The following is a 23480-nucleotide window of genomic DNA, read 5'->3' on the forward strand; positions in this document are numbered from 1 at the left end:
ACATTACATTCCTGCAGATTTGTACCAAAAGCACAATCTCTTCCCAATATCATCATTGCCATGATCGCAACCAATAAACTCCAGCCAGGTTCACGCTTTTTCCTCTCCGCTATATTCCCTTAACGACCACTCCATAATAATGGCAGTATTCAAACCATCAGGGAGTTCGCGTCATGCCTATAGGGATTGTGCTGGCACTTATCACCTTACTTATCATTTCTGTTTTGTATTTTTTCTACTCCTATCGCCGCCATACCCTGGGCGACAATGCCCCCGAGCAACAAATCGATGTAAAAGTGCTCGATAAACAAAGTATCCCTTTAAGCAACAGCCAGCCCGGTGAAGATAACGAAGAGTACTGGCTTTACGTCCAACCCTGTGCCGGTGGCCCGAAACGTGAGTTCAGGATTGGCATCCACTATTACCATGCCTTAAATCCCGGCGACCACGGCACCCTGACCTACCGGGGCTTAAGCTTCATCCACTTTGCTCTTAAGCGCAGTTAGCACTTGTTAACAAAAGCACTTCGCCGGCTCGGTTAAGGGACCAGCCAGGCAGTTTTGGTATTTTTGGCCAGTATCCAGCTGGCCAGTAACGCCAATGCGGTACAGATCAATGTCCAGAACGGGATCATTATCAACGGGTGGGCAAAATAGAGGTCATATTCGCGGATTGGCCACAGGAAGATGGGGTGAAGCAGATAAATCCCCAGGCTATAGCGACTCATAAACGCCATCCGTTCCAGCCAGAACGGACTGAGGCGCTCTCCGAGATAACGGCACACGGCAAACACCATTGCCGCAATCAGTGCAGTATTCAGCGTTTTATAAGACAGCCAGCGCCCGACTGTATATGCCCCGGCACTGAAGCTGTTGCTGACAACCATATAGTCAGTCAGCAATAAGCCGGCTATTCCCAGCACCAGCAGCGATTTTAATGGCGGCCACTGATAACAAAACAAGCCATAGCCGAGAAGTAAGTACCCGCTATACAAAATCAGCTCGTGGCTCCAGAAACCGTCAATCTTAAACAGAAACAAGGTGGTTAGCACCAGCCAGACACAAGTCAGGCCGATCACCCCCCCCCGATCCGTTTTTCGGACGTAATAGTTCAGGAACGGCACAACAAAATAAAGGGGGATGAAGTAGTAGAAAAAACCCAGATGGTAATAGGTTTCATGGAAAGGCATCGCCTTAAGGGTTTCCCATGCCATCGCAAAGGTATAACCGGAAGCCGACAAACCTGACAGCGCAGCATAAAAGACAGACCATACCAGAAAAGGAACCAGCACCTTACCCAGCCGCCGCCGGACATAATAGCCAAAGTTAAATTCCCGGGTATCCGAGAGCATCAGGGCACCGGTGATCATAATAAAAACCGGCACGGCCCAGCGGCTGAAGCTGTTAAAGCTGATGGCGGTGAACCAGCTGCTATCAGCAATAATCCCCAGCTGTTCACGATAAGGCCCCAACACATGGATCACCACCACCGCAACGGCTGCGACACAACGCATCAAGTCGAAATAGACAATTTTCTGCCTCACCTGCCAGCCTCCACACTACTATACAATTCCTATTGCTCTAATATAGCAGTCAGCCGGAGTAAGTTGCTGAACTTACTCTGGCTTTTAAGAATAACTAACAGAAGAATGACATTGATGTCATTACGGCTGCTGGCGTGTTGCTGCCAGAACAATCTCACGGATACACAGGTTCTGCGGCTGCTGGTAAGCAAAGCTGATAGCATTGGCAATATCCGTTGGGGCAATCACACCGCCCATACCATCTTTCCACTCTTCGTAACCGGCTTTGATATCATCGCTGGTCGTATGGCTTAGTAGCTCAGTTTCCACCGCACCCGGTGCGATAGTAATGAAGCGAACATTGTCATCCGCCACTTCTTCACGGATGTTTTCCGTAATAGCGTGAACTGCAAACTTAGTACCACAGTATGCCGCATGGTTCGGGAAGGTCTTACGGCCGGCAATCGAGCTGATGTTAATCACCGTACCGTGCTGACGGGCTTTCATCGCAGCCAGTACGACGTGAATGCCGTTTAGCAGGCCCATCACGTTCACATCGAACATAGTTTTCCATTCTGCCGGATCCTGCTCATGTGCCAGTCCCAAAAGCATCATGCCGGCATTGTTGATCAGACAGTCAACCGGACCGAACTGCGCTTCAGCCTCTTCAACCGCAGCAGCGAAAGCCTTGGCATCAGTCACATCCACTTTACGGCAAAGTGTGTTTGGCAAATCAAGAGCTTCAAGGCGTTCCACACGACGCGCCAACAACAACAGCGGATGACCTTCCGCTGACAACTTGCGTGCCGTCGCTTCACCGATACCCGAACTTGCACCAGTAATAACAATCAGAGACTTAGACATAGTAAAACCCTTTGTAATAGACAGAGAAAACAGTATCAACGGCCGGCACCAAATTGATGGCGCTACTATATCGGGCTTGCCGGGCGGCGAAAAATACCGATTTTTTCTGCTTATCATAAGTTTTAGCTATGGATAAAAAGACCAGCAGACCACTTACATCAACCTAGCCTGTTTTGGTTTCTGCCTGATTAGCCGCTATCCTGTGGCCATTGCGATGGTCTGATAACTCACGAGTCACCCTATGGATTTACGCCTGCTGCGCTTTTTCGTTGCGGTCTATGAAGAAAAAAACATTACCCTGGCAGCAGAACGCTGCTTTGTCTCGCAACCATCTATTTCCAACGCCATCAAGCAGTTGGAAGAGGAGCTCAACACCCGTCTGTTCGTCAGGCACAAAAAAGGGGTCGATCTGACAGATGAGGCCCATTACCTCTACCCGCTGGCGATCAGATTGCTGGGCGATATCAACCGCCTGCCGGAGCTGTTCCAGCAGCGTACCGAATGCCTGCCGCTGAAACTGGCAAATTTCCCGGATTTGAGCCAGTCACAGATAGCCCGGGTACTGGCCGAGCTGACACAGCATATCCCTAACTTATTGCTGGAACTGGTTGACCATGACGCACCCGCCGATGCCCGGCTAACGCTGGATATCTTCAAGGCCGAAGACGAAATTTTCCTGCCGCTGTGGGATGAGGACTATGTGCTGTGCATGCAGCCGGACCATCCGCTTGCCGCGCTGGATAAAGTACTGCCGGAGCAGCTTCATCAGCATGATTTTATTGAGTGTCCACCCTGTGAAGCCCACCAGCAAACTATCGGCCTGCTGGCCTGTGACGGACTGGCGGTGAACCTGGTTGCCAAAGCCGAACACAAAACTCAAGTCATGCACCTGGTGCAGGCTGGGTTGGGAATCTCTTTCCTGCCGACCGGAGTACTGGAAACCACCAATCAGCTGGTTACTGTACCACTCGATGGGCCTCGAATGTTCCGCCGCCTGGGACTCTGCTACCCATCAAACAAGACCCTAAACCCCGCCCTGACCGCCACCATTAAAGTGCTGAGCCAGTACCAGCCATAATTTTTCTATAGACAACAAAAAAGCGGTGACCACCTATGCTGTCACCGCTTCTGTTTAATACTAGATATTACTGTTCTTTGGGTACAGACTCATCCGGTGGCTCTGAAGCACTCAGATACTCAGATGACCAGCTCAGGGCATGATGGAAGCTCTTGGCCACCAGTTCCTCATTCAGCTTCAGAACCTGACAATATTCACTCACTTTCGCCCAGTCGGCCTGCTCATAGGCATCCAGCAATGCCAGAAACTGCCCCAGCTCACCTTGTCGCTTCAGCAATGCCGCCTGTACTTCCGGCTCCAGCGGCAACAGCTCCAGCAGTTGCTCCAGTGAATTATCCAACAATGCATCCAACAGAGAAAACAGGCCGGTCAGGAACGCCTTGTCTTTCATAAAAGGTAAGCGGCTGCTGGAAGCCAACATCTCGCACATCCGTGCCCGTTGCAGCGACAGTGAATACAACTCTTTCGGTTTGTCGATCGCAGCATGGGCCGTCGCTACGGCGCTGACGAAAATCTTGATTTTCTCTTCACCAAGGTAGACCAGCGCCTGTTTAAAGGAACTGATCGGCTCAACCACCCGCTGCGCGGCGGTATTCACATAACGCAGCAACAGATACGACAACGACACATCACTGGCAATGATCTGCTCAACGCGGGTGAAGTTCACTTCCTCGCGACAGATCTCCTGCAACAGGCGAACCGTGGTCAGCTTTTCCGGTTCCACCTGGCGGTTTTTCAACAGCTCAGGCTTACTGAAATAGTATCCCTGGAAAAAATGGAAGCCGGCCTTTAATGCTGCCGCGTAATCTTCATAAGTTTCGACTTTTTCAGCCAGAAATTTAATTTTACGGGTGCGGTTCTGCCTGACAAACTGACAGGCCTGCTCAACCCCCGTCTTCATCAGATCCAGTTTAATAATGTGAATATAAGGCAGGAAACGCTGCCATTGCGGCGCCATCTCAAAATCGTCCAGGGCGATCACATAGCCTTGACGATAAAGGTGCTTAATCGCCAGAAACAGCTCTTCATCCGGGGTACAGGTTTCAAGTACTTCAATGATCACCTTGCGCTTAGGCAGCAGCATAGGTAAAAGGCGGATCAGGCTCTCTTGCGGGAAGTTGATAAAGGTTCGCTGACCGGCTGTCGCCAGGTTATCGCCGACAGCCATATAATTTTCCACCAACAGGCGACAAGTCGCCTTATTGGCTTCAATCACCGGAAACGCATTACTTTCCCCGTCACGAAACAACAGCTCATAGCCGACCGTACGCTGTTGGCGGTTAAAAATTGGCTGACGCGCGACATAAGAGTACATGGTGCCCGGGTAAATCCTTAATAGATTGAAATAACGAAAAAATACGAAATTAAGGCCAGATTATACCAGCCGCCACATACCTTTTCCGCATATATCAGGCCCGAGCAGATGCCAGCAATGCACCGCAGCCGATAAACATCGAACCGAATAAGCGGTTAAGACCTGACATAATCTTTGCTGAACGAATATACCCACTCAATCTTGATGCTAATGTGACGTAACACAACATCACGGTAGCATCGACTGCAATTGTCGTAATTCCAAGTACAGCCAGCTGCATACCCTGAGGTTCAGCCGGATTGATAAACTGCGGGAACAGTGCAACCAGGAACACAATAGTCTTAGGGTTGGTCAGATTAACAACCACAGCCCGGCGAAACAGCTGACTGGCCGTTACGCTGGAAGACATCGAAGCCAGATCCAACGCAGCTTTCTCGCGCCATTTCTGAATACCCAGCCATACCAGGTATACCACCCCAACCCACTTAATCACGGTAAACGCCAGAGCAGATTTAGCGACAATAGTACCCAGACCAACGCCCACCAAAACAATGTGGAAACCCATTCCAACTTGTAGTCCCAGAATCGAAGCCAATGATTTACGCCAGCCGTACATCATGCCATTACTGATAGAATTCACCGTGCCGGAACCCGGTGCCAGACTAAACACAATTGCCGTTGCCAGATAGGCCAGCCAAACTTCGATACCCACAACTACTCTCCGAAACCGTGAAAACCTGATTTACTGTGCGAATAAAGTATTTGACATACTTCATAGCGACACAAAACGGCTACAAGTTAACAGTAGTTCAGTCACTAAAGCAACGCTCTCATATGGAAAGGGATCACTTTAAGTTATACTGATACGTAGATTTTGCCATTGGCTTATGCGGCCGACCGCACACAATCATCTATCACAGTTCGAGAACTCCGAGATACGCCATGACATTCCAACCACCGCACTATTTCAACTTTACCCAGGAATCCCAGTACAGCGACACCATGGCTGGTCCTGTTGCGGATTTATGGCAACACCGCATGGAAGGAATGTTCGAAGGGGTCGACCATGTCAATGTCGGCTGGGTCAGCCTGACTGGCTTCAATCATGACAAAGCTATCATCGTAGTTAACGGCAGGATTGAAAGTTACTGGAAATACCAGGAGCTGTTCTATGATCTGGTTCGCCAGGGCTACGATGTGTTCGCTATCGACCATCGCGGTCAAGGCGTTTCTGATCGGATGGCTGAAGATAGCGAACTTGGCCATGTTGAAGAGTTCGACCACTACATCAGCGACCTGAAGACCTTTTTCGATACCGTGATCGCGCCAAAAGGCTATCAACAACACTTTATGCTGGGACACTCCATGGGCGGTACCATCGCCAGCCTGTTCCTGGCCGAATACCCATCGCTGATCGACAGTGCGGTTCTCAGCGCCCCGATGCACGGCATCAATATCAACAACTGGATGAAGCCGATTGCTTCTCCGCTGGCCCGCGTGGTTGAACAACTCCAGCGCCAGCCGGACTATGCGCCGGGACAAGTGCCTTATTACCCGAAGCCGTTCCACGACAACCCGCTGAGCCAATGCGAAATCCGTTACCAGTGGTTCCGCGAGCTGTATGAAGAAAAACCGGAACTAAAAATCGGCGGTCCGAGTGCCCGCTGGGTATGGCAAGGGATCGCCGCCGCCAAACGCAGTATTGATCTAGCACCCAAAATCACCGCCCCGGTTCTACTGCTGCAAGGCAGTGCCGACCGCATCATTGATAATCAGGCACATCTTCAGTTCTGTGATGCGATGCAGCAGGCCAACCGCAATTGTCAGCTAACCGTCATTGAAGGCGCCCGACACGAGCTGTTATTCGAAGTTGATAAATACCGCCATCCGGTATTGGCCGCTACAATCAACCACTTTCATAAAGCGGAAAAGCCGGAAAGCTAAATTAACCTCTTTTCTCCGGCATAAACTGGTTTAAAATTGAGCTCAGTTTCCCCTTTTCCCATCAGGGAAAAGGGCTCCGTTCCTTATGCCGAGATTTTCCATGTACAAGATTGTTGCTTCCGACCTGGATGGTACCCTACTGACCCCCGACCACAAGATTGCTCCTTTCACCAAGCAAGTGCTGAACCAGCTTCACCACTCCGGAAAAGATTTCATCTTTGCCACCGGCCGCCATCATATCGACGTTGCCGGTATGCGCGAGCATCTTGGGATCCCGGCTTACATGATCACCTCTAACGGTGCCCGGGTTCACAACAGCAATGGCGATGTGATTTACCAGCAGGACGTTCAGCCGGAAGTGATCCGCGGCATTATTGAAATGGCAAAGGCAGATCCTGAACTGAAAATCCACATCTACCGCAACGATGACTGGCTGCTTAATAAAGAAGATCCAACGCTGAGCGATTTCCACGAAGAATTTACATATCAGCTGTTCGACGTCGACAACCCGCCGCTGGACGGCGTTGCCAAGATTTTCTTCACCCGTGATGACCGCAGCCACGACAAACTGGTTGAATGGGAAGACCGCTTCAATGCTGACTTCGGCGATAAAGCCAATATTGCTTTCTCAACCCCGTGGTGCCTGGAAGTGATGGATGCCAAAGTCTCTAAAGGCCATGCCCTGGAAGCTGTGGCCAAAGAAAAAGGCTACAGCCTGCAGGACTGCATTGCTTTCGGTGACGGAATGAATGATGTGGAAATGCTGAGCATGGCCGGTAAGGGCCTGATCATGGGCACTGCTCATGACAAAGTAAAATTGGCCCTGCCTGAAAACCGCGTGATCGGTGCCTGCCACGACGAGGCGGTCGCGCACTACTTAGCTGACAACCTGCTGAAGTAACAGCTCAAGAGCCAGATAAAAACAGACTGAGCACAGGCCTCGCCTGTGCTCATTAACTCTGTTCCCAGATTAAGCTCAGTTAACCTATAAACGTCACCAGATCAGAACTGACCGGTCATCTGCAGAATTTCATTCCACTGGGATTCGGTTACCGGCATGATGCTGAGACGGTTGCCACGCTTAACCAACGGCATCTCATCCAAAGCCGGGTTGGCCTTGAGCCGCTTAAGGGAAACCAACCGCAGGTGACGCTGGTATTCAATATCCACCATCACCCAGCGCGGATTGTCCGGGTCTGATTTCGGGTCATAATACGGCCCTTCAGGATCAAACTGAAAATGATCCGGGTACGCTTCCCGAACCACTGTCGCGATCCCCACGACACCGACATCCTTACAGGATGAATGGTAGATAAACACCTGATCTCCGACCTTTATCTCATCCCGCATCATATTTCGGGCCTGATAGTTACGTACCCCTTCCCAACAGGAAACTTTTTGCTGCTTAAGGGTGTCTATCGAAAATGTATCCGGCTCTGTTTTAAATAACCAATAGGCCATAATTGTTCTCGTTATCGTCATGACTTTACCGCTTCTCAGCCTAACATACCGGGAGATCCGAATGACACACCTGCGACAGGCACTACCGGCCATCGCCCTGATGACCTTACTGACCGGCTGCTCCGGCCCGTCTACTTCTGAACCGGTCGATATCACACCGGCTGACAGCCAGCAGGCTGACGCCAGTGGCAACAAGGTTCAGGCCTTTATGCTGCGTGGCAGTGTCGTGCTCGGCCATGAATCCTACAGCATCCAGCCCTGCGGCAGCACCAAACAGTACTGGCTCACTATTCCGCCGACAGAACGCCAGGCACTGGCAGACATCACCCGCCCGGGCTACGAGCCAATGTACGGTGAGTTTATCGGCTACCTGGAACCGGCTCCTGCTGACGGCTTTGCCGCCGACTATGACGCCCGCTTTCAGGTCAAGCAAATCAACCTGATCTCAGCCGAAATGACTCAGGGCTGTGCTCAAACGCCCCATCAAACCCGCGCCTTTGGCCATGAGCCTGGCTGGGTAGTCGAAATCAGCGGCAACCAAGCCAGCCTGCTTCGCCCGGATAACCAGCGCCAGCAACAGATCATCAGTAAAAAGCGAATCCAGTCCGGTCTGCAGCATTATCAGGGCGATGCTTTCCAACTCGACCTGACTAAACAGCAATGCAATGACACCATGAGCGATTCCCTGTTTGGCTGGCATGCCGAACTGAGCTGGGAAGGCAATTCCTATCGCGGCTGTGCCACTTTGGGCTCAGTCGATATCACCCGGCACTGGGTCGGCCGTTATCAGGGAACCTCATACATTGGCGGCAATCCGGCACTGACGACCACAGTCACCCTCAACCCGGATCACTCAGCCACTACCCGCTATGATTACCCGTCCGGCGATCCAAGCACTCATGAAACCGGCTTCTGGCAACAGGCCAGCGATAACACAGTCCAGGTAGTAATGACCAAACACCAAGGCCGAAGGCTAATCAGCCAACGACTGTTTACCCTCGACGGCGATCGCCTCACGACCCGCGAAGAAACCGTCAGCGGCCAGACCTACAGCCTGGGCAACGATGGTCTGAGCCTGAAGAAGCAATAATTCCAAATCCCCGACAGGGATAAGCCACTGCATTGCTCTTGTTGCCGGGGATATGTCACACTCCCCGGCAGCAATCTGTTCAATCACGAGAATCCACTATGTCCTGTCCCCGCTGTGGCTTTAAGCACAACTGCATCTGTGCCGAAGAACCGCAACTGAGCTGCGAAGCCCGCTTTGTCCTGCTGACTCACCCGAAAGAACTCAGTAAAGACACCAACACCGGCGAGCTGATGCTGCGCACCCTGCCAGACTGCCAGCGCTATACCTGGGATAGGGTTAACCCACCAGCCGAGTTGCTGGCACAACTCAAAAGTGAGCGCTATTCTCCGTGGCTGTTATTTCCGAGTGACGAGCAATACCCGGCGATACCCTATCAGGCCACCGACAGTAAACAGGATCTCTTTATCCTGCTCGATGCCACCTGGCAGGAAGCGCGGAAAATGGTCCGCAAAAGTCCATGGCTGGCTCAGTTGCCACGCCTGAGCCTGACCCCAACGAAAGAATCCGGCTACCAGCTCAGGCGCAACCAGCAGGAAGGCAACCTGTGCACCTGTGAAGCGGGGATAACCCTGCTTGAGCTGACCGGGCATCAACCACAAGCAGCGGCACTTCAGCACTATTTCGATGCTTTCATCGACACCTTCCATGCAGATAAGAGCGGCCACGCCCGACGCTGATTTTATCGACTATACTTAAAACCGACTGACTGGTCGGTTGAAAAGGAAACCGCCTCGGGAACACTGGCAGCGAAGGAGAAAGGCCATGACCGCAGCAGAGAACTTCACCCCGGAAAGCCTCGACAGTGCCATTATGGAGAAAACCCTGCAGGAGCAACGGGACAGCTTTATAGCTGAGCCTATGCCTTCACTGCAACAGCGGCGTGACAAGCTCAACACCCTGAAGCGCAATCTGCTGGCAATGAAAGAGCCGCTATGTGAGGCTCTCAGCCAGGATTACGGCCAGCGCAGCCATCATGACAGCCTGATGGCCGATGTCCTGCCCTGTGTCATGAATATTAACTACAACCTCAAGCACCTGAAAAAGTGGATGAAACCGTCGCGCCGCCATGCCGGAATCCTGCTGGCACCAGCGAAAGTCGACGTCATTTACCAGCCGTTAGGGGTGATCGGTATTGTGGTGCCGTGGAACTTCCCGGTCATGCTGAGCATCGGACCGCTGATCTCAGCGATTGCTGCCGGTAACCGGGCAATGATTAAGCTCAGTGAATTCACCCCGAACACCAACCAGGTGCTGCGCCAACTGGTGGCCGAGACCTTCAGCCATGATGAGGTCGCGGTATTCGAAGGTGAAGCCGATACCGCCGCAGCCTTCACGAAACTACCGTTTGACCACCTGTTGTTTACCGGCTCCACTACCGTCGGCCGCCATGTCATGCATGCTGCCGCCGACAACCTGACGCCGGTAACCCTGGAGCTCGGCGGCAAAACCCCGACCCTAATCGCCCCGGATATACCACTCGAACTGGCAGTTGAACGAATGATTTACGGCAAGAGCATGAATGCCGGGCAGATCTGTGTCGCTCCGGATTATGTGCTGGTTCCCGAAAAGAAAGTCGATGATTTTGTGGCGGAATACCAGAAACAGTTCGGTGCAATGTACCCGGACGGCGTGGCCAGCTCCGACTTTACTTCTGTCGTCAATAAGCGGCAGTACCAGCGGCTGCTTGACTGGCTCGGCGATGCAGAAAACAAAGGTGCCAAAGTCATTCCCTGTCACAAGCAAGCCCGCAATGACCGCCAGCACCGGATGATCACCCACCTGGTTCTAAATACCAGTACCGATATGACGCTGATGCAGGAAGAAATCTTCGGGCCACTACTTCCGATCGTCCCGTATAAACAGCTCGACCAGGCCCTGGACTATATTCGCCAACGCCCTCGTCCGCTGGCTCTCTACCTGATGAGCCTGGATCCGGCCCTGCAAAAGAAAGTCACCGAAACAACCCATGCCGGCGGGATGTGTATCAATGAATCCCTGTTCCATGTTGCCGCTGATGATGCCCCCTTCGGCGGTATCGGTCATTCCGGCATGGGTCACTACCATGGCCGGGAAGGGTTTGAAACCTTCTCGAAGGCAAAAACTGTGCTCCGCCGCGGTAAGTTCAGCACCGGGAAGCTCGTTACCCCGCCATACGGCAACTGGATCCAAAAACTGATGCTGGCGATGTTCCTGCGTTGATTCAGTCGGCCCCGGTAGCCGGGGCCACAAAACCTTACCGGACAGGCACGATGGAAAAGAGCAAAAAACAGCGCATCCTCGACAGTGCTCTGGAGCTGTTCGTAAACCAGGGGATCCAGTCCACATCTACCGCCAGCATCGCCAATCTGGCCGGGGTTGCAACCGGTACCCTGTTTCACCATTTTTCCAGTAAGCAGGCACTGGTCCTGTCCCTTTACAGTAACATCAAACAGGAACTAAGCGGTGCCATGCAGATGCGCCAGCCGGGATTGAATGCTCAGGAAAAAGCCATTCAACGAAAGCAAGAGCGTCAACAGAAACAAAAGCTGAAACAGTGCAGCCCTCAAGCCCTCCGCGGTCAGGTACAAGATTACTGGCAACAGGCGCTGAGGTGGGCTCAAACCAATCCGGATAAGCTGAAATTCCTACAGCAAATCCCCCTGGACCCGCAATTTGACGCCAGTCAGCACCGGGAGCTGATGATGGCAACCATGGCTTTTCTGGTCGATCTAATTAAACAGGGTCAGGAACAACACCTGCTGGCTCCATTGCCGCTGGAGCTGGTGCTGTCGTTCTGCCACAGCCATTTCCTGACCTGCGCCGGTTTGTTTGCCGAACAACCGGAGCTGGCCGAACAATCAGACTATCAGAACGGTGCATTCCAAATCCTGTGGCAGGGGCTGTCTCCGCAAACAGACACAGAGTTCAGCACATATAAAACCGGCTCCTAAAACACTCTCCCAGAATAAATACCCAAAAGCGGGAGACCAGCTCCCGCTTCAGCAATAACACTGTGCTCTAACTGGCTTACGCCAGGTTATCGGCATACTGGCTCAATTCGTCCAGGTTAACCGCAGAAATAAACTCACCATCTAGGTAAAAATTCACCACCTCACCGGCTTTCTCACCTCGCAGCACGGCAGTACCACCATTACGATAAGCTACTGTCATTTCAAGTGTCTTGTCATCCAACTGACGAAAACTGGCTGATTCAATGTCGCTGTTCTTAACGCTGGCCAGCGGCACGGTTGTCATCGACTTATCCAGCTTACTGTTGACCTTAAAAATGGCATCAACCGGCTGATCGGCCACCGCCGGGGACTTGCCGGTGATCGGGTTCTTACCAGTCCAGAATTCAATGGTGTTGAAGATGAACAGATCAGCGGTCGCCGCCAGGCCATACACCGGGCTCAACAGCACAAACAGACCGGCACGACCGTAGCGGTTATCCACCGCACTCAGATTAGCTTTGGTCACTAGCTGAGAAGTCCCCATCTGGCCAATACAGCCAGACAGCGAAGTGACAAGTACTGCCACTGCGGCAATTTTCAAAGAGGTTGTTTTCATATCCGGCTTACTCCAGGAATGGGATTGGTAAAAAAGCCTGCGGATTATAGAGATTTCCACCACGCCGAAAAGAGGGGTTTTCTATGAAATTTTCTGAATTTTCACTGATGTTCGCAGCCTGTTCATTCATGGTGAAAGCACGGTAAACACCATCCTGAAAACCGTATCAATCCGCTTCACTCTCATTCACTCAACAGATACAAAAACGGCGCCTAAGGCGCCGCTTGTGACTTTTTCAGCTTTTTTTAGTTATGCCGAAACAGCTATCAGGCGTTCTGACCAGCAACATAACCTGAGCTCCAGGCCCACTGGAAGTTATAACCACCCAGCCAGCCGCTGACGTCCATCACCTCTCCGGCAAAGAACAGACCCGGTACTTTCTTCGCTTCCATCGTCTTGGAAGACAGCTCATCCGTATCTACCCCGCCCAACGTCACTTCCGCGGTTCGGTAACCTTCGGTGCCGTTCGGCGCGATCTGCCACTGATGGAAATAGGTTGCCATAGCGGTAATTTCTTTCGGGTTGAACTGCTTCAACGGCTTGTCATGGATGTCACCACGGGCAATCAGAACTTCAATCAGACGTTTAGGCAGCAGACGGGACAGTGAATTCTTCAGGCTTTGGTTCGGGTGCTTCTCTCGCATCGTCGTCAGCGTTTCCGCCAGTTCCAGATCAGGCAACAGGTCAATCGTCACCTTCTGACCCGGCGTCCAGTACGAAGAAATCTGCAGGATCACCGGCCCGGACAGGCCGCGGTGGGTAAACAGCAGATTTTCTTTAAATGTAGTGCCGTCTTCTGCTTCCACTACCGCAGGGAAGGCAATGCCTGACAGTTCAGCAAATGCCTCTTTCTCTTCCTTATGCAGGGTAAACGGCACCAGACCGGCAGTGGTCGACACCATCTTCAAGCCAAATTGCTCGGCAATCTGATAACCGAACGGTGTCGCCCCCAGTTTAGGCATCGACAGACCACCGGTCGCCACCACCAGGGATTCACACTCCACGGTGTCGGTATTGAGTGTCAGGCTGAAACCGGAGTCAGTCTTGCGGATATCATGAACATCGCAACGGTAACGCTGCTCCACTGTCGGCGAGTCACACTCAGCCAGCAGCATGTTAACGATATCTTTGGCTGAATCCTCACAGAACAGCTGACCATGCTCACGCTCTTCATAGGCAATATCATGTTTGGCAATCATCGCTATGAAATCCCACTGGGTGTACTGGGACAGTGCCGATTTAACAAAATGCGGGTTACGGCAAACATAGTTATTGGCATCCACATCGTAGTTGGTGAAATTACAGCGCCCGCCACCTGAGATCAGGATCTTACGCCCCGGTTTCTTGCCATGGTCAACCACCAGCACCGAGCGCCCCCGCTTGCCGGCTTCTGCCGCACACATCAACCCGGCGGCACCTGCCCCTATAATTACCACATCAAACTTGTCTGCCATCTCTGTACCGTTTTTGCTAAACCGTATGTCAAAACGCTTTTTGCTAAGCAATGAAAAAGGGATGCCAGGACCGACTGGCCTGCATCCCTCTAAGCCCGGCTATTCTACCTACCCGGACGCCGAACACCAAACGAAATCCCGCGACAAGCTAACCGATATCGCAGGTTACATATTTAGTATGCCACCCAACCCACCGAAAAATGCCAGATGGAAAGTAGAGCCGCTTGGATATCTCAAATACCGAGATAAGCGACGACAAAAATCGATACAAAAAAGACCATCAGGTAAGTGCTGGCCAGAACAAACAACTTCCGAACCTTCACGCACTTTTGCATGAATACCGGATCATGGTGGTTCTGGTACTGCTGACCACGGATGTAGTGAAACAGGCGGATCTGCTTGGAGACATTACCATGAGAGGTAAAAAATCCCGGACCGTCGACCTGTTGGTAGAGAAGTGGGTCACATTCACGCATTACCGCCAGTAACGTACGCAAAGTACTGACATAACGTGAAACATTAATGACTGCGACCAGAAAGAGAGCGAATAGAAGTGCATCACCACTAATCATAAACAACCCCCGAAACTAAGCTGCTGGCAGGGTCATTGGGGGGCGTGCCCGGCACGCCCTTCACCATGATTAGCCAGCCTGTGTATCCATAACCGATGTAGACTCAGCTTTTGCCATCTCGGCAAGATCTTTATCGATGAAGAACAGAGCCTTGCCGTCTTCACCCACCAGTTCAATCTTATCTAGAATGCCTTTAAATAGTTTTTCTTCTTCATGTTGCTCTGCCACATACCATTGTAAGAAGTTAAATGTTGAGTAGTCCTGGGTAGTAAACGCAACATGAGCCAGCTTGTTGATCTTGTCGGTAATAAACTGCTCGTGTTCATACGTTTCGCGGAATACTTCACCCAGTGATGCGAACTCATGCTTCGGCGCTTCAATCGAACCCAAAATCGGCATCGCACCGGTTTCGCTGACATAAGTAAACAAACGCTGCATGTGTTCCATTTCCTCAACGGCATGAGCGCGCAGGAATGCTGCGGCTCCCTCGAAGCCCTTGTCTTCACACCAGGCACTCATTTGCAAGTAAAGGTTTGAAGAAAAGAACTCCAGGTTGATTTGCTCGTTAAGTTTTTCAACCATTGCTTGAGCTAACATCGCACTACTCCTATTTATTTTAGTTTATACCAATCTCAAAAATCGGTATGAGATCGCTGATAAGTCATTGTCACCGCGCAAAATTGAGAATGCAACTTAAAGGAATCACCGGTTTAAAATATCCGGCTCACCCTCCCATTTTGCGCATCAGCGCCACTCTAGCCGCTTTTCGTTAAGAATTTGACCTGCCTCCTGAACCTGATACTGAAACGCTGCCAGGATGGGATCTGAGCGATATTATTCGGGAAAACTCAGTGCTAGCATGAAAGTTATAAAGAATAAGGATTTAAGGAGCAAAAGGTATGGCATATAAACACATTATGGTCGCTATCGACCTCTCAGATGACAGCTTTGTCCTGGTCAGAAAAGCGGCGGATCTTGCCCGCAAACTGGATGCCAAACTATCCCTTATCCACATTGACGTTAACTACGCCGAGCTCTACACCGGGCTGATCGATATTAACCTGTCCGATGCCCAGCATCGGATGGCTGAAGATGCCCAAAAACAGCTTCAGGCCCTGGCTAACCAAGCCAACTATCCGGTCTCCCATACCCTGGTTGGCAGTGGCGACCTCAGCGACGAAATCTGCCACGCGATCAATGACATTGATGTCGAACTGGTTGTTTGTGGCCATCATCAGGACTTCTGGAGCAAAATCCTGTCTTCAGCCAAGCAGTTACTCAACCAGACCCCTGTCGATTTACTGATGATCCCGCTGAAATAAACACCCATAAATCATCTTACGCTTCCTGACCGGCCGGCGATCACAGAACTGATCGCCGACAGACTCCCCCGACCACCAATACCCACACCCGTTATCCATATTTCCCCGCAGCGAATTCCGGTAAACTACGCCAAATTTTGAATGGATGTTAACTGGTTATTGATATGGGATATTTATCTGCTGTCACCCTGCTCTGGGCCTTTTCTTTCAGCCTGATTGGGGTTTACCTGGCAGGCCAGGTTGATGCCTGGTTTTCCGTGCTGACCCGGGTTGTCCTGGCGGCTCTGGTTTTCCTGCCGTTCCTGCGCAAGCAGCACCTGCACCCGAAACTCGCAGTTAAACTGATGATAGTCGGCGCCCTTCAGCTCGGGCTGATGTACTGCTTCTACTACCAGTCGTTCCTCTACCTGAGCGTCCCGGAAGTGCTGCTGTTTACAATATTCACCCCGATTTATGTCACCCTGATCTACGATCTGCTGCATCGTCAGTTCTCGGCCTGGTACCTGCTGACGGCTGTTATCGCGGTAATTGGTGCTGCGGTGATCAAATTTGAAGGCATCAATGAAGACTTCATCATCGGCTTCCTGATTGTTCAGGGCGCGAACCTGTGCTTTGCCATCGGTCAGGTCGGCTATAAGCGAACCATGGAGCAGGAAAAAGCCCAACTGCCGCAGCATACTGTTTTCGGCCTGTTCTACCTCGGGGCGATCTGCGTTGCGTTGCCAATGTTCCTGCTGTTCGGCAATGTCGATAAACTGCCGACAACCAACACCCAATGGGGGATCCTGATCTACCTTGGCACCATTGCCTCAGGGCTTGGTTACTTCATTTGGAACAAAGGGGCGACCATGGTCAACGCCGGTGCCCTTGCCATTATGAATAATGCCCTGGTCCCGGCCGGCCTTATCGTCAACATCGTGATTTGGAACCGTGATGTCGACTACCCGCGCCTAATCATCGGCGGAGTGATCATCATGGCATCACTATGGGTTAACGAAACCTGGGTGAAAAAGAAGGTCGAGATGACGAGAGCTTAGTTTCTGAAACCTGAGACAAAGAGCCAGAACCGAGTTACAGATAGAACAAAGGCGAGCTCAATGAGCTCGCCTTTCGCATCTAACAACTTAACAGTAAGCCATTAATTTCAGCAATTAGATAAACGCAAACGCGTCAGCAAACATCCGCTCGCGCTCAGCACCTTTTTCAGCCGTGAATTGCTCACGAGCCGCCCCGGCCATTTCAAAACGGCCGCACAGGTAAATATCGTAAGCCGACAGGCTGACGAAATCTTCATTCACCGCTTCCAGCACATTGCCAGTTTTGCCCTGCCAGCCTTCCGGTGCACTTTCTACAACTGGCACATAAGTCAGGTTACTGTGTTTGCCTGCCAGCGCCTGCAGCTCTTCATGGGCATACAGCTGGCACAGGTCACGGCCGCCCCAGTACACAAAAATCGGCTGGGTCACGCCACGGCTCAGGCAGTTATCCAGGATACTGCGAACATAAGAAAAACCGGTTCCGCCGGCAATCATCAACAACGGCTTGTCGCTGTCTTCACGCACCCATGCCTCACCATGCGGCGCTTCAATTTCAAACTGACGGCCGTCCTGCATGGCGGCTTTCATGGTTTCTACCACTTCAATCGCATACGGGTTATGCTCGGCCGCACCGATATGGAGCTCCAGCTCGCCGTCACGGCAAGGACTACTGGCAATTGAGAACGGGCGCTTGTCGCTCTCTCCCATCACCGCCAGCAGGTACTGACCCGCTTTAAATTCAATTTTTTCCTCGGGCTGCAGCAGAATACGGTAGGTATTGCATGCCAACGGTTCTACTGACTTTACTTCACATTTGATGGACATTGTCTTCCTCTAGTCTAACTCCAGCACCAGATCACTCCTGGCCGTCGCCTGACAGGTAAAGATCCAGCCTTCAGCCTGCTCCTGTTCAGTAAGCATAGGCTCAAGATGATAACTTATCTCGCCAGACAGTTTGCGGCACAGGCACATGGCACAAGCCCCGACCTGACACCGGTTAGGAAATGCGACGCCTGCGTTGAGCGCAGCCTGCAGCACGGTTTCCTGCTCTGAGGCAGAAAAAGTGATGTCATGGGGCAACAGGCGTATTTGATGCATGTTAGGTTCTCATTATGCCGGGCGATAATGCAGCCCGGCTTGGTTTTTATCGGACTAACTCAGGTAGATTACCCCAGAATTTGCAGCTGGTCCCAGATGGCATCGACCCTGGCGACCACATCCGGTTCTTTAGTGATCGGCGTACCCCATTCGCGCAGGGTTTCACCCGGCCACTTGTTCGTCGCATCCATCCCGATCTTAGAGCTTGTCTCCGTCACAGCGACATCACCAGAATCATCTCGGGCCGGGTTAACCATCAGGGTATCCCGGCTCGGATCCATCCGGGTGGTCACCGCCCAGATCACGTCATTCCAGTCACGGGCATTGATATCATCATCACAGACGATGATGAACTTGGTCTCGGTATGCGGTTCCAGCAACGCCCAGATGCCGTCCATCACCTGCCGGGCATGGCCCGCAGCGGTTTTCTTGATGGTCACAATGGCCATACCGCCAGCTGCCGCTTGCGATGGCAAATAGCAATCTACAATCTCCGGAAACGCATCCAGAACAGAACGGGTCAGCGCTTCGCGATCCGGTTGTCCTGCTGACAGGCTCACCGGCTCCTGCGTATTGGCAGTTTCAGCTTCCCACTTCATGGTGGCATCCAGACCCATCTTGGAGCCCAGCCCCACCACCGGCGAAGCAAAGTCCAGCGAGTCAATCGGCGTATTATCAATCATCACCGTATCGCGCACCGGATCCATGCGAGTAGTCATGGCATGGATGACGCTGTTCCAATCCCTGGCGTTGACATCATCATCACAAACAATCACGAACTTGGTGTACATGAACTGCCGCAGGAAGGACCATACTCCCATCATCACCCGCTTGGCATGGCCCGGATACTGTTTCTTCATCGTCACCACAGCCATGCGGTAGGAACACCCTTCCGGCGGCAGGTAGAAATCCACAATTTCAGGGAATTGCTTTTGCAGGATCGGAACAAATACCTCGTTCAGCGCCACGCCCAGCACAGCTGGCTCATCGGGCGGACGACCGGTATAGGTGCTGTGATAGATGGGTTCCTTGCGCATCGTAACGTGAGTAACGGTAAACACATGGTGGCGCTCGACCTCGTTGTAGTAACCGGTGTGGTCACCATACGGGCCTTCATCGGCAAATTCATTCGGGTCGATATAACCTTCCAGTACAATTTCGGCACTGGCCGGCACTTCCAGATCATTACTGATGCTCTTGACGACTTCAGTCTTGCTGCCACGCAACAAGCCGGCAAAAGCATACTCCGACAGCGTATCCGGCACCGGCGTTACCGCGCCGAGGATAGTCGCCGGATCTGCACCGAATGCAACAGATACCGGGAAAGGCTCACCCGGATGGGTTTCCATCCAGTCACGCAAATCCAGCGCACCGCCACGGTGAGCCAGCCAGCGCATAATGATCTTGTTCTTGCCCAGCTTCTGCTGGCGGTAGATCCCCAGGTTCTGGCGCTTCTTGTGCGGACCTTTGGTAATCGTCAGGCCCCAGGTCAGCAGCGGAGCCACATCCCCCGGCCAGCAGCTCATCACCGGGATCTTATCCAGGTCGACGGCATCACCTTCCCAGACAATCTCCTGGCACGAAGCCTTGCGCAGGCGTTTCGCTGGCATATTCAGTACCTGCCTGAATACCGGCAGCTTATCCAGTGCGTCACGAAAGCCACGCGGCGGTTCAGGTTCTTTCAGATACGCCAGTAACTTACCGACTTCACGCAGCTCACGGACATCCTGCCGGCCCATCCCCATCGCCACCCGCTCAGGGGTGCCGTACAGGTTAGCCAACACCGGCATGTCATAACCCACCGGGTTTTCAAACAACAGGGCCGGACCGCCCGCACGCAGTGTCCGGTCACAAATCTCGGTTATTTCCTGGTTCGGATCGACAGGCTGCTTTATGCGTTTGAGCTGACCTTCCTGCTCCAGGTAGTCAATGAACTCTCGCAGATCCTTAAATTTCATAGGCTCGTTGTTATCCACTCTGCAGAACGCGACAATTCCCGGCTGATCACATAACCTGCCGGGAAATTTAGAAAAACAGAATCATTATAACGAGTTGTTAACCTGAGAACACCGTAAAATCAGTGAGGTTTCTATTATGGAGCAAGGGCCTGTACCGCCCTGAAGTTATTCTGTAAAACCTTGCTGTGACTGGCTGATGCCAGCTGCTCCAGCCAGTCGAGATACCCCTGCTGCGCCAACTCCAGTGCCACCATCTGACCGTCATCGACCTCTCCGAGCTTCTGGATCAAAAACTCACGGGCAGTAACTGGCAACGGCTTGAGATTTATCAGTGCTTTATACGCACGGGACTTAAGAGAGGGGTTTTGGGTGGCCGCCATCAGCTGGGCAACCGCCTCCGGTGCCGGAGCCAATGCTGCCAGACGGTTCAATTCCGCTAGGCTGAAAGCATCGGTACGGCGCCGCCATAGCAGGCGATAAAGCTCCTCATCTCCGGAGACTGCCGCCAGATGAGCAATGACTGCATTGTCCGGGAGCCACATTAGTTTGGGATCAGAGACAAACTGCGCCACCAGGTTTTCAACCGCCGCATCAGACAATTTCGGTAACTGGCTGATGAAGATATCCCGACGGGTTGTCTGAGTTTGAAGATCGCCAGCCAGCCAGGAAGAAAGTTTCAACTTGTCGCCTTCAGCCAACACCAGCATTTCTCCCGCCAGCAGATGTTGCTGCCATTTCGACACCATCCCACGGGCCTTGGCGCCATAGTAGAAGGCAGATTTTGTAACCAGGTAGCCATCACCCTGTTCAATCACGGTAAATTCCGGCTTACGCTCAGCTTGCGCCTTTAGCCAGTCGGCTTTGGCCTGGTTCAGCTCGCTGCTTTGTACCGCGTGATCCACCAGCAAGGTACGGATGGCTTCCTGCTCTAATCGAGGTAATTGGGAAAGATTGAACTCTAGTGCGCGAAAGTCACTTTTGTCATAAAGGGTCTGAAGTGCCGAGGCCCGCAACCGAACCTGAGGAGAAGAGACAGCCTGAGCTACCTGTTGTTCCGTCACTTCTGCCGCCGATGCCGGATTCCAGGCCATCGCCAGCAGCAATATCAGCATGCACCATCCTTGTCGCATGTCACCTCCTTATGGTGAAAACCTGCTTTCCGCAGTCACGCCCCGTCCTGGTTAGCTAAACACTGCGGATTCAGTGTCACGGCCACACACAATGTAATCGTGTTCCGAATGATATGTTAATTAAATATTATTTAACTCAATTATGCAGAAACCAACGCCAATAAAAAACGCCACACAAGGTGGCGTTTTCAAAAACTGTGACGTTATACCAGCAAATTTTTACGACTTCTGGCGACGCATCGCATCGAAGAACTCGTTGTTGGTCTTGGTCATCGACAGCTTATCAATCAGGAATTCCATGCTATCAGTTTCGCTCATCGGGTGAACAATCTTACGCAGGATCCACATCTTCTGCAGTTCATCCGCTTTCGCCAGCAGTTCTTCACGGCGAGTACCTGAACGGTTGAAGTCAATCGCAGGGAAGACACGCTTCTCAGCAATCTTACGAGACAGGTGCAGTTCCATGTTACCTGTACCCTTGAATTCTTCGTAAATCACTTCGTCCATCTTCGAACCGGTATCAACCAGTGCCGTTGCGATGATTGTCAGGCTGCCGCCTTCTTCAACGTTACGTGCTGCACCGAAGAAACGCTTAGGACGGTGCAGTGCGTTAGCATCCACACCACCAGTCAGTACCTTACCTGATGAAGGAACCACTGTGTTGTAAGCACGCGCCAGACGAGTGATGGAATCCAGCAGGATAACAACGTCTTTCTTGTGCTCAACCAGACGCTTAGCCTTCTCGATAACCATTTCTGCAACCTGTACGTGACGGGAAGCTGGTTCATCAAACGTTGAAGCAACAACTTCACCTTTAACCAGGCGCTGCATTTCTGTTACTTCTTCCGGACGTTCGTCGATCAGCAGAACCATCAGCTCACACTCAGGGTGGTTGTGGGCAATGCTCTGGGCAATGTTCTGCAGCAGCATAGTTTTACCCGCTTTCGGCGGTGCTACGATCAGACCACGCTGGCCTTTACCAATCGGTGATGCCAGATCCAGTACGCGAGCGGTAATGTCTTCAGTTGAACCGTTACCACGCTCCATGCGCATGCGAGAGTTAGCATGCAGCGGCGTCAGGTTTTCAAACAGGATCTTGTTACGGGCGTTATCTGGCTTGTCGTGGTTAACTTCGTTAACTTTCAGCAGGGCAAAGTAGCGCTCGCCATCTTTAGGAGGACGGATCTTACCGGCAATGGTGTCACCAGTACGAAGGTTGAATCGGCGGATTTGGCTAGGAGAAACGTAGATGTCGTCTGGGCCGGCAAGGTAAGAACTGTCTGCAGAGCGAAGGAAGCCGAAGCCATCTTGAAGGATCTCTAGAACACCATCGCCAAAAATGTCCTCACCACTTTTTGCATGTTGCTTGAGAATGGAAAAGATAATGTCCTGTTTTCTCAAGCGCGCTAGGTTTTCTAATCCTAAGCTTTCGCCAAGCGCAACCAACTTGGAAATAGGTTGGTTTTTAAGTTCAGTAAGATTCATAGTGGTGGGTTTCTTGTCAGTCAAAATCGGGGTTCTATGTTAGGTTGAGATAGAATCGACCAATGGGGCTGGTCAAGGAATGAACAAATATACAATTTACGTGCAATAAGTTAGCACTAAACATTTCTTCCGTCTAGCATAGACGGAAGTAAAACCATGCACAACTGAGAAATTGCGCACGGTTCGGGAAAAAGCTTGCTTACAGGTTCGCGTCCAGGAACTCTTTCAGCTGGCTCTTAGACAATGCACCTACCTTAGTAGCTGCCACTCCACCGTCTTTGAACAGCAGTAGTGTAGGAATACCACGGATACCGAACTTAGGCGGTGTCGCTGAGTTCTGATCGATATTCAGCTTGCCGATAGTCAGCTTGCCTTCGTACTCGTCCGCGATTTCGTCAAGAATTGGGGCAATCATTTTGCAAGGACCACACCATTCAGCCCAAAAATCTACTAGTACAGGGCCAGCAGCATTGATTACGTCGCTATCAAAAGTTGCGTCTGTAAGCTGCACAATCTTGTCGCTCATCTTCCACTCCAATGGTTGATTTTCTTGGCTGATTTTATTTTAACCAGCAAATCGTTGCCCTATTTGAATGGAATCCGT

Annotated in this window: 25 protein-coding genes; 10 read left to right on the forward strand and 15 right to left on the reverse strand. The window is 51.8% G+C overall.

Annotation, left to right across the window (positions count from 1 at the left end; translation table 11 throughout):
- Window positions 1-173 precede the first annotated feature (173 nt).
- Window positions 174-506, forward strand: coding sequence for a DUF2500 domain-containing protein (locus C942_RS19835; RefSeq protein ID WP_007469562.1), 333 nt, complete (start codon window positions 174-176; stop codon window positions 504-506).
- A 32-nt stretch (window positions 507-538) separates the two neighbouring features.
- Here the strand turns inward: C942_RS19835 and C942_RS19840 are convergent, their stop codons facing one another.
- Both C942_RS19840 and C942_RS19845 read right to left on the reverse strand, forming a co-directional pair.
- Window positions 539-1543 carry an acyltransferase gene (locus tag C942_RS19840; protein ID WP_007469564.1) on the reverse strand — a complete coding sequence of 335 codons (1005 nt, stop codon included), beginning with the start codon at window positions 1541-1543 and terminating at the stop codon, window positions 539-541.
- A gap of 120 nt (window positions 1544-1663) precedes the next feature.
- Complete coding sequence (locus C942_RS19845) at window positions 1664-2386, reverse strand: SDR family oxidoreductase (protein ID WP_007469566.1); 723 nt, start codon at window positions 2384-2386, stop codon at window positions 1664-1666.
- A gap of 241 nt (window positions 2387-2627) precedes the next feature.
- Between C942_RS19845 and C942_RS19850 the strand changes: the two genes are divergently transcribed.
- On the forward strand, window positions 2628-3464 hold the full coding sequence (locus C942_RS19850) for a LysR family transcriptional regulator (RefSeq protein ID WP_007469568.1): 837 nt from the start codon (window positions 2628-2630) through the stop codon (window positions 3462-3464).
- Between the two features lie 67 nt (window positions 3465-3531).
- Here C942_RS19850 and C942_RS19855 read toward each other — a convergent pair whose 3' ends face one another.
- Window positions 3532-4779: an EAL and HDOD domain-containing protein gene (locus C942_RS19855; RefSeq protein ID WP_007469570.1), complete on the reverse strand. Its 1248-nt coding sequence runs from the start codon at window positions 4777-4779 to the stop codon at window positions 3532-3534.
- A gap of 94 nt (window positions 4780-4873) precedes the next feature.
- The gene (rhtB, locus tag C942_RS19860; RefSeq protein WP_007469572.1) at window positions 4874-5491 is read right to left on the reverse strand and encodes a homoserine/homoserine lactone efflux protein; all 618 of its coding nucleotides are present in this window, start codon (window positions 5489-5491) and stop codon (window positions 4874-4876) included.
- A 230-nt stretch (window positions 5492-5721) separates the two neighbouring features.
- Between rhtB and C942_RS19865 the strand changes: the two genes are divergently transcribed.
- Complete coding sequence (locus tag C942_RS19865) at window positions 5722-6723, forward strand: alpha/beta fold hydrolase (RefSeq protein WP_007469574.1); 1002 nt, start codon at window positions 5722-5724, stop codon at window positions 6721-6723.
- Window positions 6724-6823: 100 nt separating this feature from the next.
- On the forward strand, window positions 6824-7624 hold the full coding sequence (locus C942_RS19870; protein WP_007469576.1) for a Cof-type HAD-IIB family hydrolase: 801 nt from the start codon (window positions 6824-6826) through the stop codon (window positions 7622-7624).
- Window positions 7625-7725: 101 nt separating this feature from the next.
- Here C942_RS19870 and C942_RS19875 read toward each other — a convergent pair whose 3' ends face one another.
- Complete coding sequence (locus C942_RS19875; protein WP_007469578.1) at window positions 7726-8184, reverse strand: EVE domain-containing protein; 459 nt, start codon at window positions 8182-8184, stop codon at window positions 7726-7728.
- A gap of 61 nt (window positions 8185-8245) precedes the next feature.
- Between C942_RS19875 and C942_RS19880 the strand changes: the two genes are divergently transcribed.
- The 4 genes from C942_RS19880 to C942_RS19895 all read left to right on the forward strand — a co-directional run bounded on the left by C942_RS19880 (window position 8246) and on the right by C942_RS19895 (window position 12204).
- Window positions 8246-9274, forward strand: a complete 1029-nt coding sequence (locus C942_RS19880) for a COG3650 family protein (protein ID WP_007469580.1) — start codon at window positions 8246-8248, stop codon at window positions 9272-9274.
- Between the two features lie 98 nt (window positions 9275-9372).
- A complete protein-coding gene (locus C942_RS19885; protein ID WP_007469582.1) occupies window positions 9373-9951 on the forward strand; it encodes a tRNA-uridine aminocarboxypropyltransferase in 579 nt (192 codons plus the stop codon).
- A gap of 85 nt (window positions 9952-10036) precedes the next feature.
- Window positions 10037-11473 (forward strand): coniferyl aldehyde dehydrogenase, encoded by a 1437-nt coding sequence (locus C942_RS19890; RefSeq protein ID WP_007469584.1) that lies wholly within the window; start codon window positions 10037-10039, stop codon window positions 11471-11473.
- Window positions 11474-11523: 50 nt separating this feature from the next.
- Window positions 11524-12204 carry a TetR/AcrR family transcriptional regulator gene (locus tag C942_RS19895; protein WP_007469586.1) on the forward strand — a complete coding sequence of 227 codons (681 nt, stop codon included), beginning with the start codon at window positions 11524-11526 and terminating at the stop codon, window positions 12202-12204.
- A 76-nt stretch (window positions 12205-12280) separates the two neighbouring features.
- Here the strand turns inward: C942_RS19895 and C942_RS19900 are convergent, their stop codons facing one another.
- The 4 genes from C942_RS19900 to ftnA all read right to left on the reverse strand — a co-directional run bounded on the left by C942_RS19900 (window position 12281) and on the right by ftnA (window position 15443).
- Entirely contained in the window at window positions 12281-12820 is a 540-nt protein-coding gene (locus tag C942_RS19900; RefSeq protein ID WP_007469589.1) for a DUF3332 domain-containing protein, read from the reverse strand.
- A 266-nt stretch (window positions 12821-13086) separates the two neighbouring features.
- Complete coding sequence (locus C942_RS19905) at window positions 13087-14274, reverse strand: BaiN/RdsA family NAD(P)/FAD-dependent oxidoreductase (protein WP_007469591.1); 1188 nt, start codon at window positions 14272-14274, stop codon at window positions 13087-13089.
- Between the two features lie 233 nt (window positions 14275-14507).
- The gene (gene uspB, locus C942_RS19910; RefSeq protein WP_007469593.1) at window positions 14508-14846 is read right to left on the reverse strand and encodes a universal stress protein UspB; all 339 of its coding nucleotides are present in this window, start codon (window positions 14844-14846) and stop codon (window positions 14508-14510) included.
- A gap of 69 nt (window positions 14847-14915) precedes the next feature.
- Complete coding sequence (ftnA, locus tag C942_RS19915; protein WP_007469595.1) at window positions 14916-15443, reverse strand: non-heme ferritin; 528 nt, start codon at window positions 15441-15443, stop codon at window positions 14916-14918.
- Between the two features lie 302 nt (window positions 15444-15745).
- Here ftnA and C942_RS19920 point away from each other — a divergent pair, with 302 nt between their 5' ends.
- Both C942_RS19920 and C942_RS19925 read left to right on the forward strand, forming a co-directional pair.
- Complete coding sequence (locus tag C942_RS19920; protein WP_007469597.1) at window positions 15746-16168, forward strand: universal stress protein; 423 nt, start codon at window positions 15746-15748, stop codon at window positions 16166-16168.
- A 164-nt stretch (window positions 16169-16332) separates the two neighbouring features.
- Window positions 16333-17205 carry a carboxylate/amino acid/amine transporter gene (locus C942_RS19925; protein WP_007469599.1) on the forward strand — a complete coding sequence of 291 codons (873 nt, stop codon included), beginning with the start codon at window positions 16333-16335 and terminating at the stop codon, window positions 17203-17205.
- A 114-nt stretch (window positions 17206-17319) separates the two neighbouring features.
- Here C942_RS19925 and fre read toward each other — a convergent pair whose 3' ends face one another.
- The 6 genes from fre to trxA form a co-directional block, all read right to left on the reverse strand.
- Window positions 17320-18030 carry an NAD(P)H-flavin reductase gene (fre, locus tag C942_RS19930; protein ID WP_007469601.1) on the reverse strand — a complete coding sequence of 237 codons (711 nt, stop codon included), beginning with the start codon at window positions 18028-18030 and terminating at the stop codon, window positions 17320-17322.
- Between the two features lie 9 nt (window positions 18031-18039).
- Complete coding sequence (locus tag C942_RS19935) at window positions 18040-18303, reverse strand: 2Fe-2S iron-sulfur cluster-binding protein (protein ID WP_007469603.1); 264 nt, start codon at window positions 18301-18303, stop codon at window positions 18040-18042.
- A gap of 68 nt (window positions 18304-18371) precedes the next feature.
- Window positions 18372-20261 (reverse strand): 4-hydroxy-3-polyprenylbenzoate decarboxylase, encoded by a 1890-nt coding sequence (gene ubiD / locus C942_RS19940; protein WP_007469605.1) that lies wholly within the window; start codon window positions 20259-20261, stop codon window positions 18372-18374.
- Window positions 20262-20395: 134 nt separating this feature from the next.
- Complete coding sequence (locus C942_RS19945) at window positions 20396-21391, reverse strand: hypothetical protein (protein ID WP_036801262.1); 996 nt, start codon at window positions 21389-21391, stop codon at window positions 20396-20398.
- A gap of 219 nt (window positions 21392-21610) precedes the next feature.
- Complete coding sequence (gene rho, locus C942_RS19950) at window positions 21611-22876, reverse strand: transcription termination factor Rho (protein WP_007469609.1); 1266 nt, start codon at window positions 22874-22876, stop codon at window positions 21611-21613.
- A gap of 199 nt (window positions 22877-23075) precedes the next feature.
- The gene (gene trxA, locus C942_RS19955; protein WP_007469611.1) at window positions 23076-23402 is read right to left on the reverse strand and encodes a thioredoxin TrxA; all 327 of its coding nucleotides are present in this window, start codon (window positions 23400-23402) and stop codon (window positions 23076-23078) included.
- Window positions 23403-23480 lie beyond the last annotated feature (78 nt).

This window comes from Photobacterium marinum (genome assembly GCF_000331515.1).
Taxonomy (GTDB): Bacteria; Pseudomonadota; Gammaproteobacteria; order Enterobacterales; family Vibrionaceae; genus Photobacterium; species Photobacterium marinum.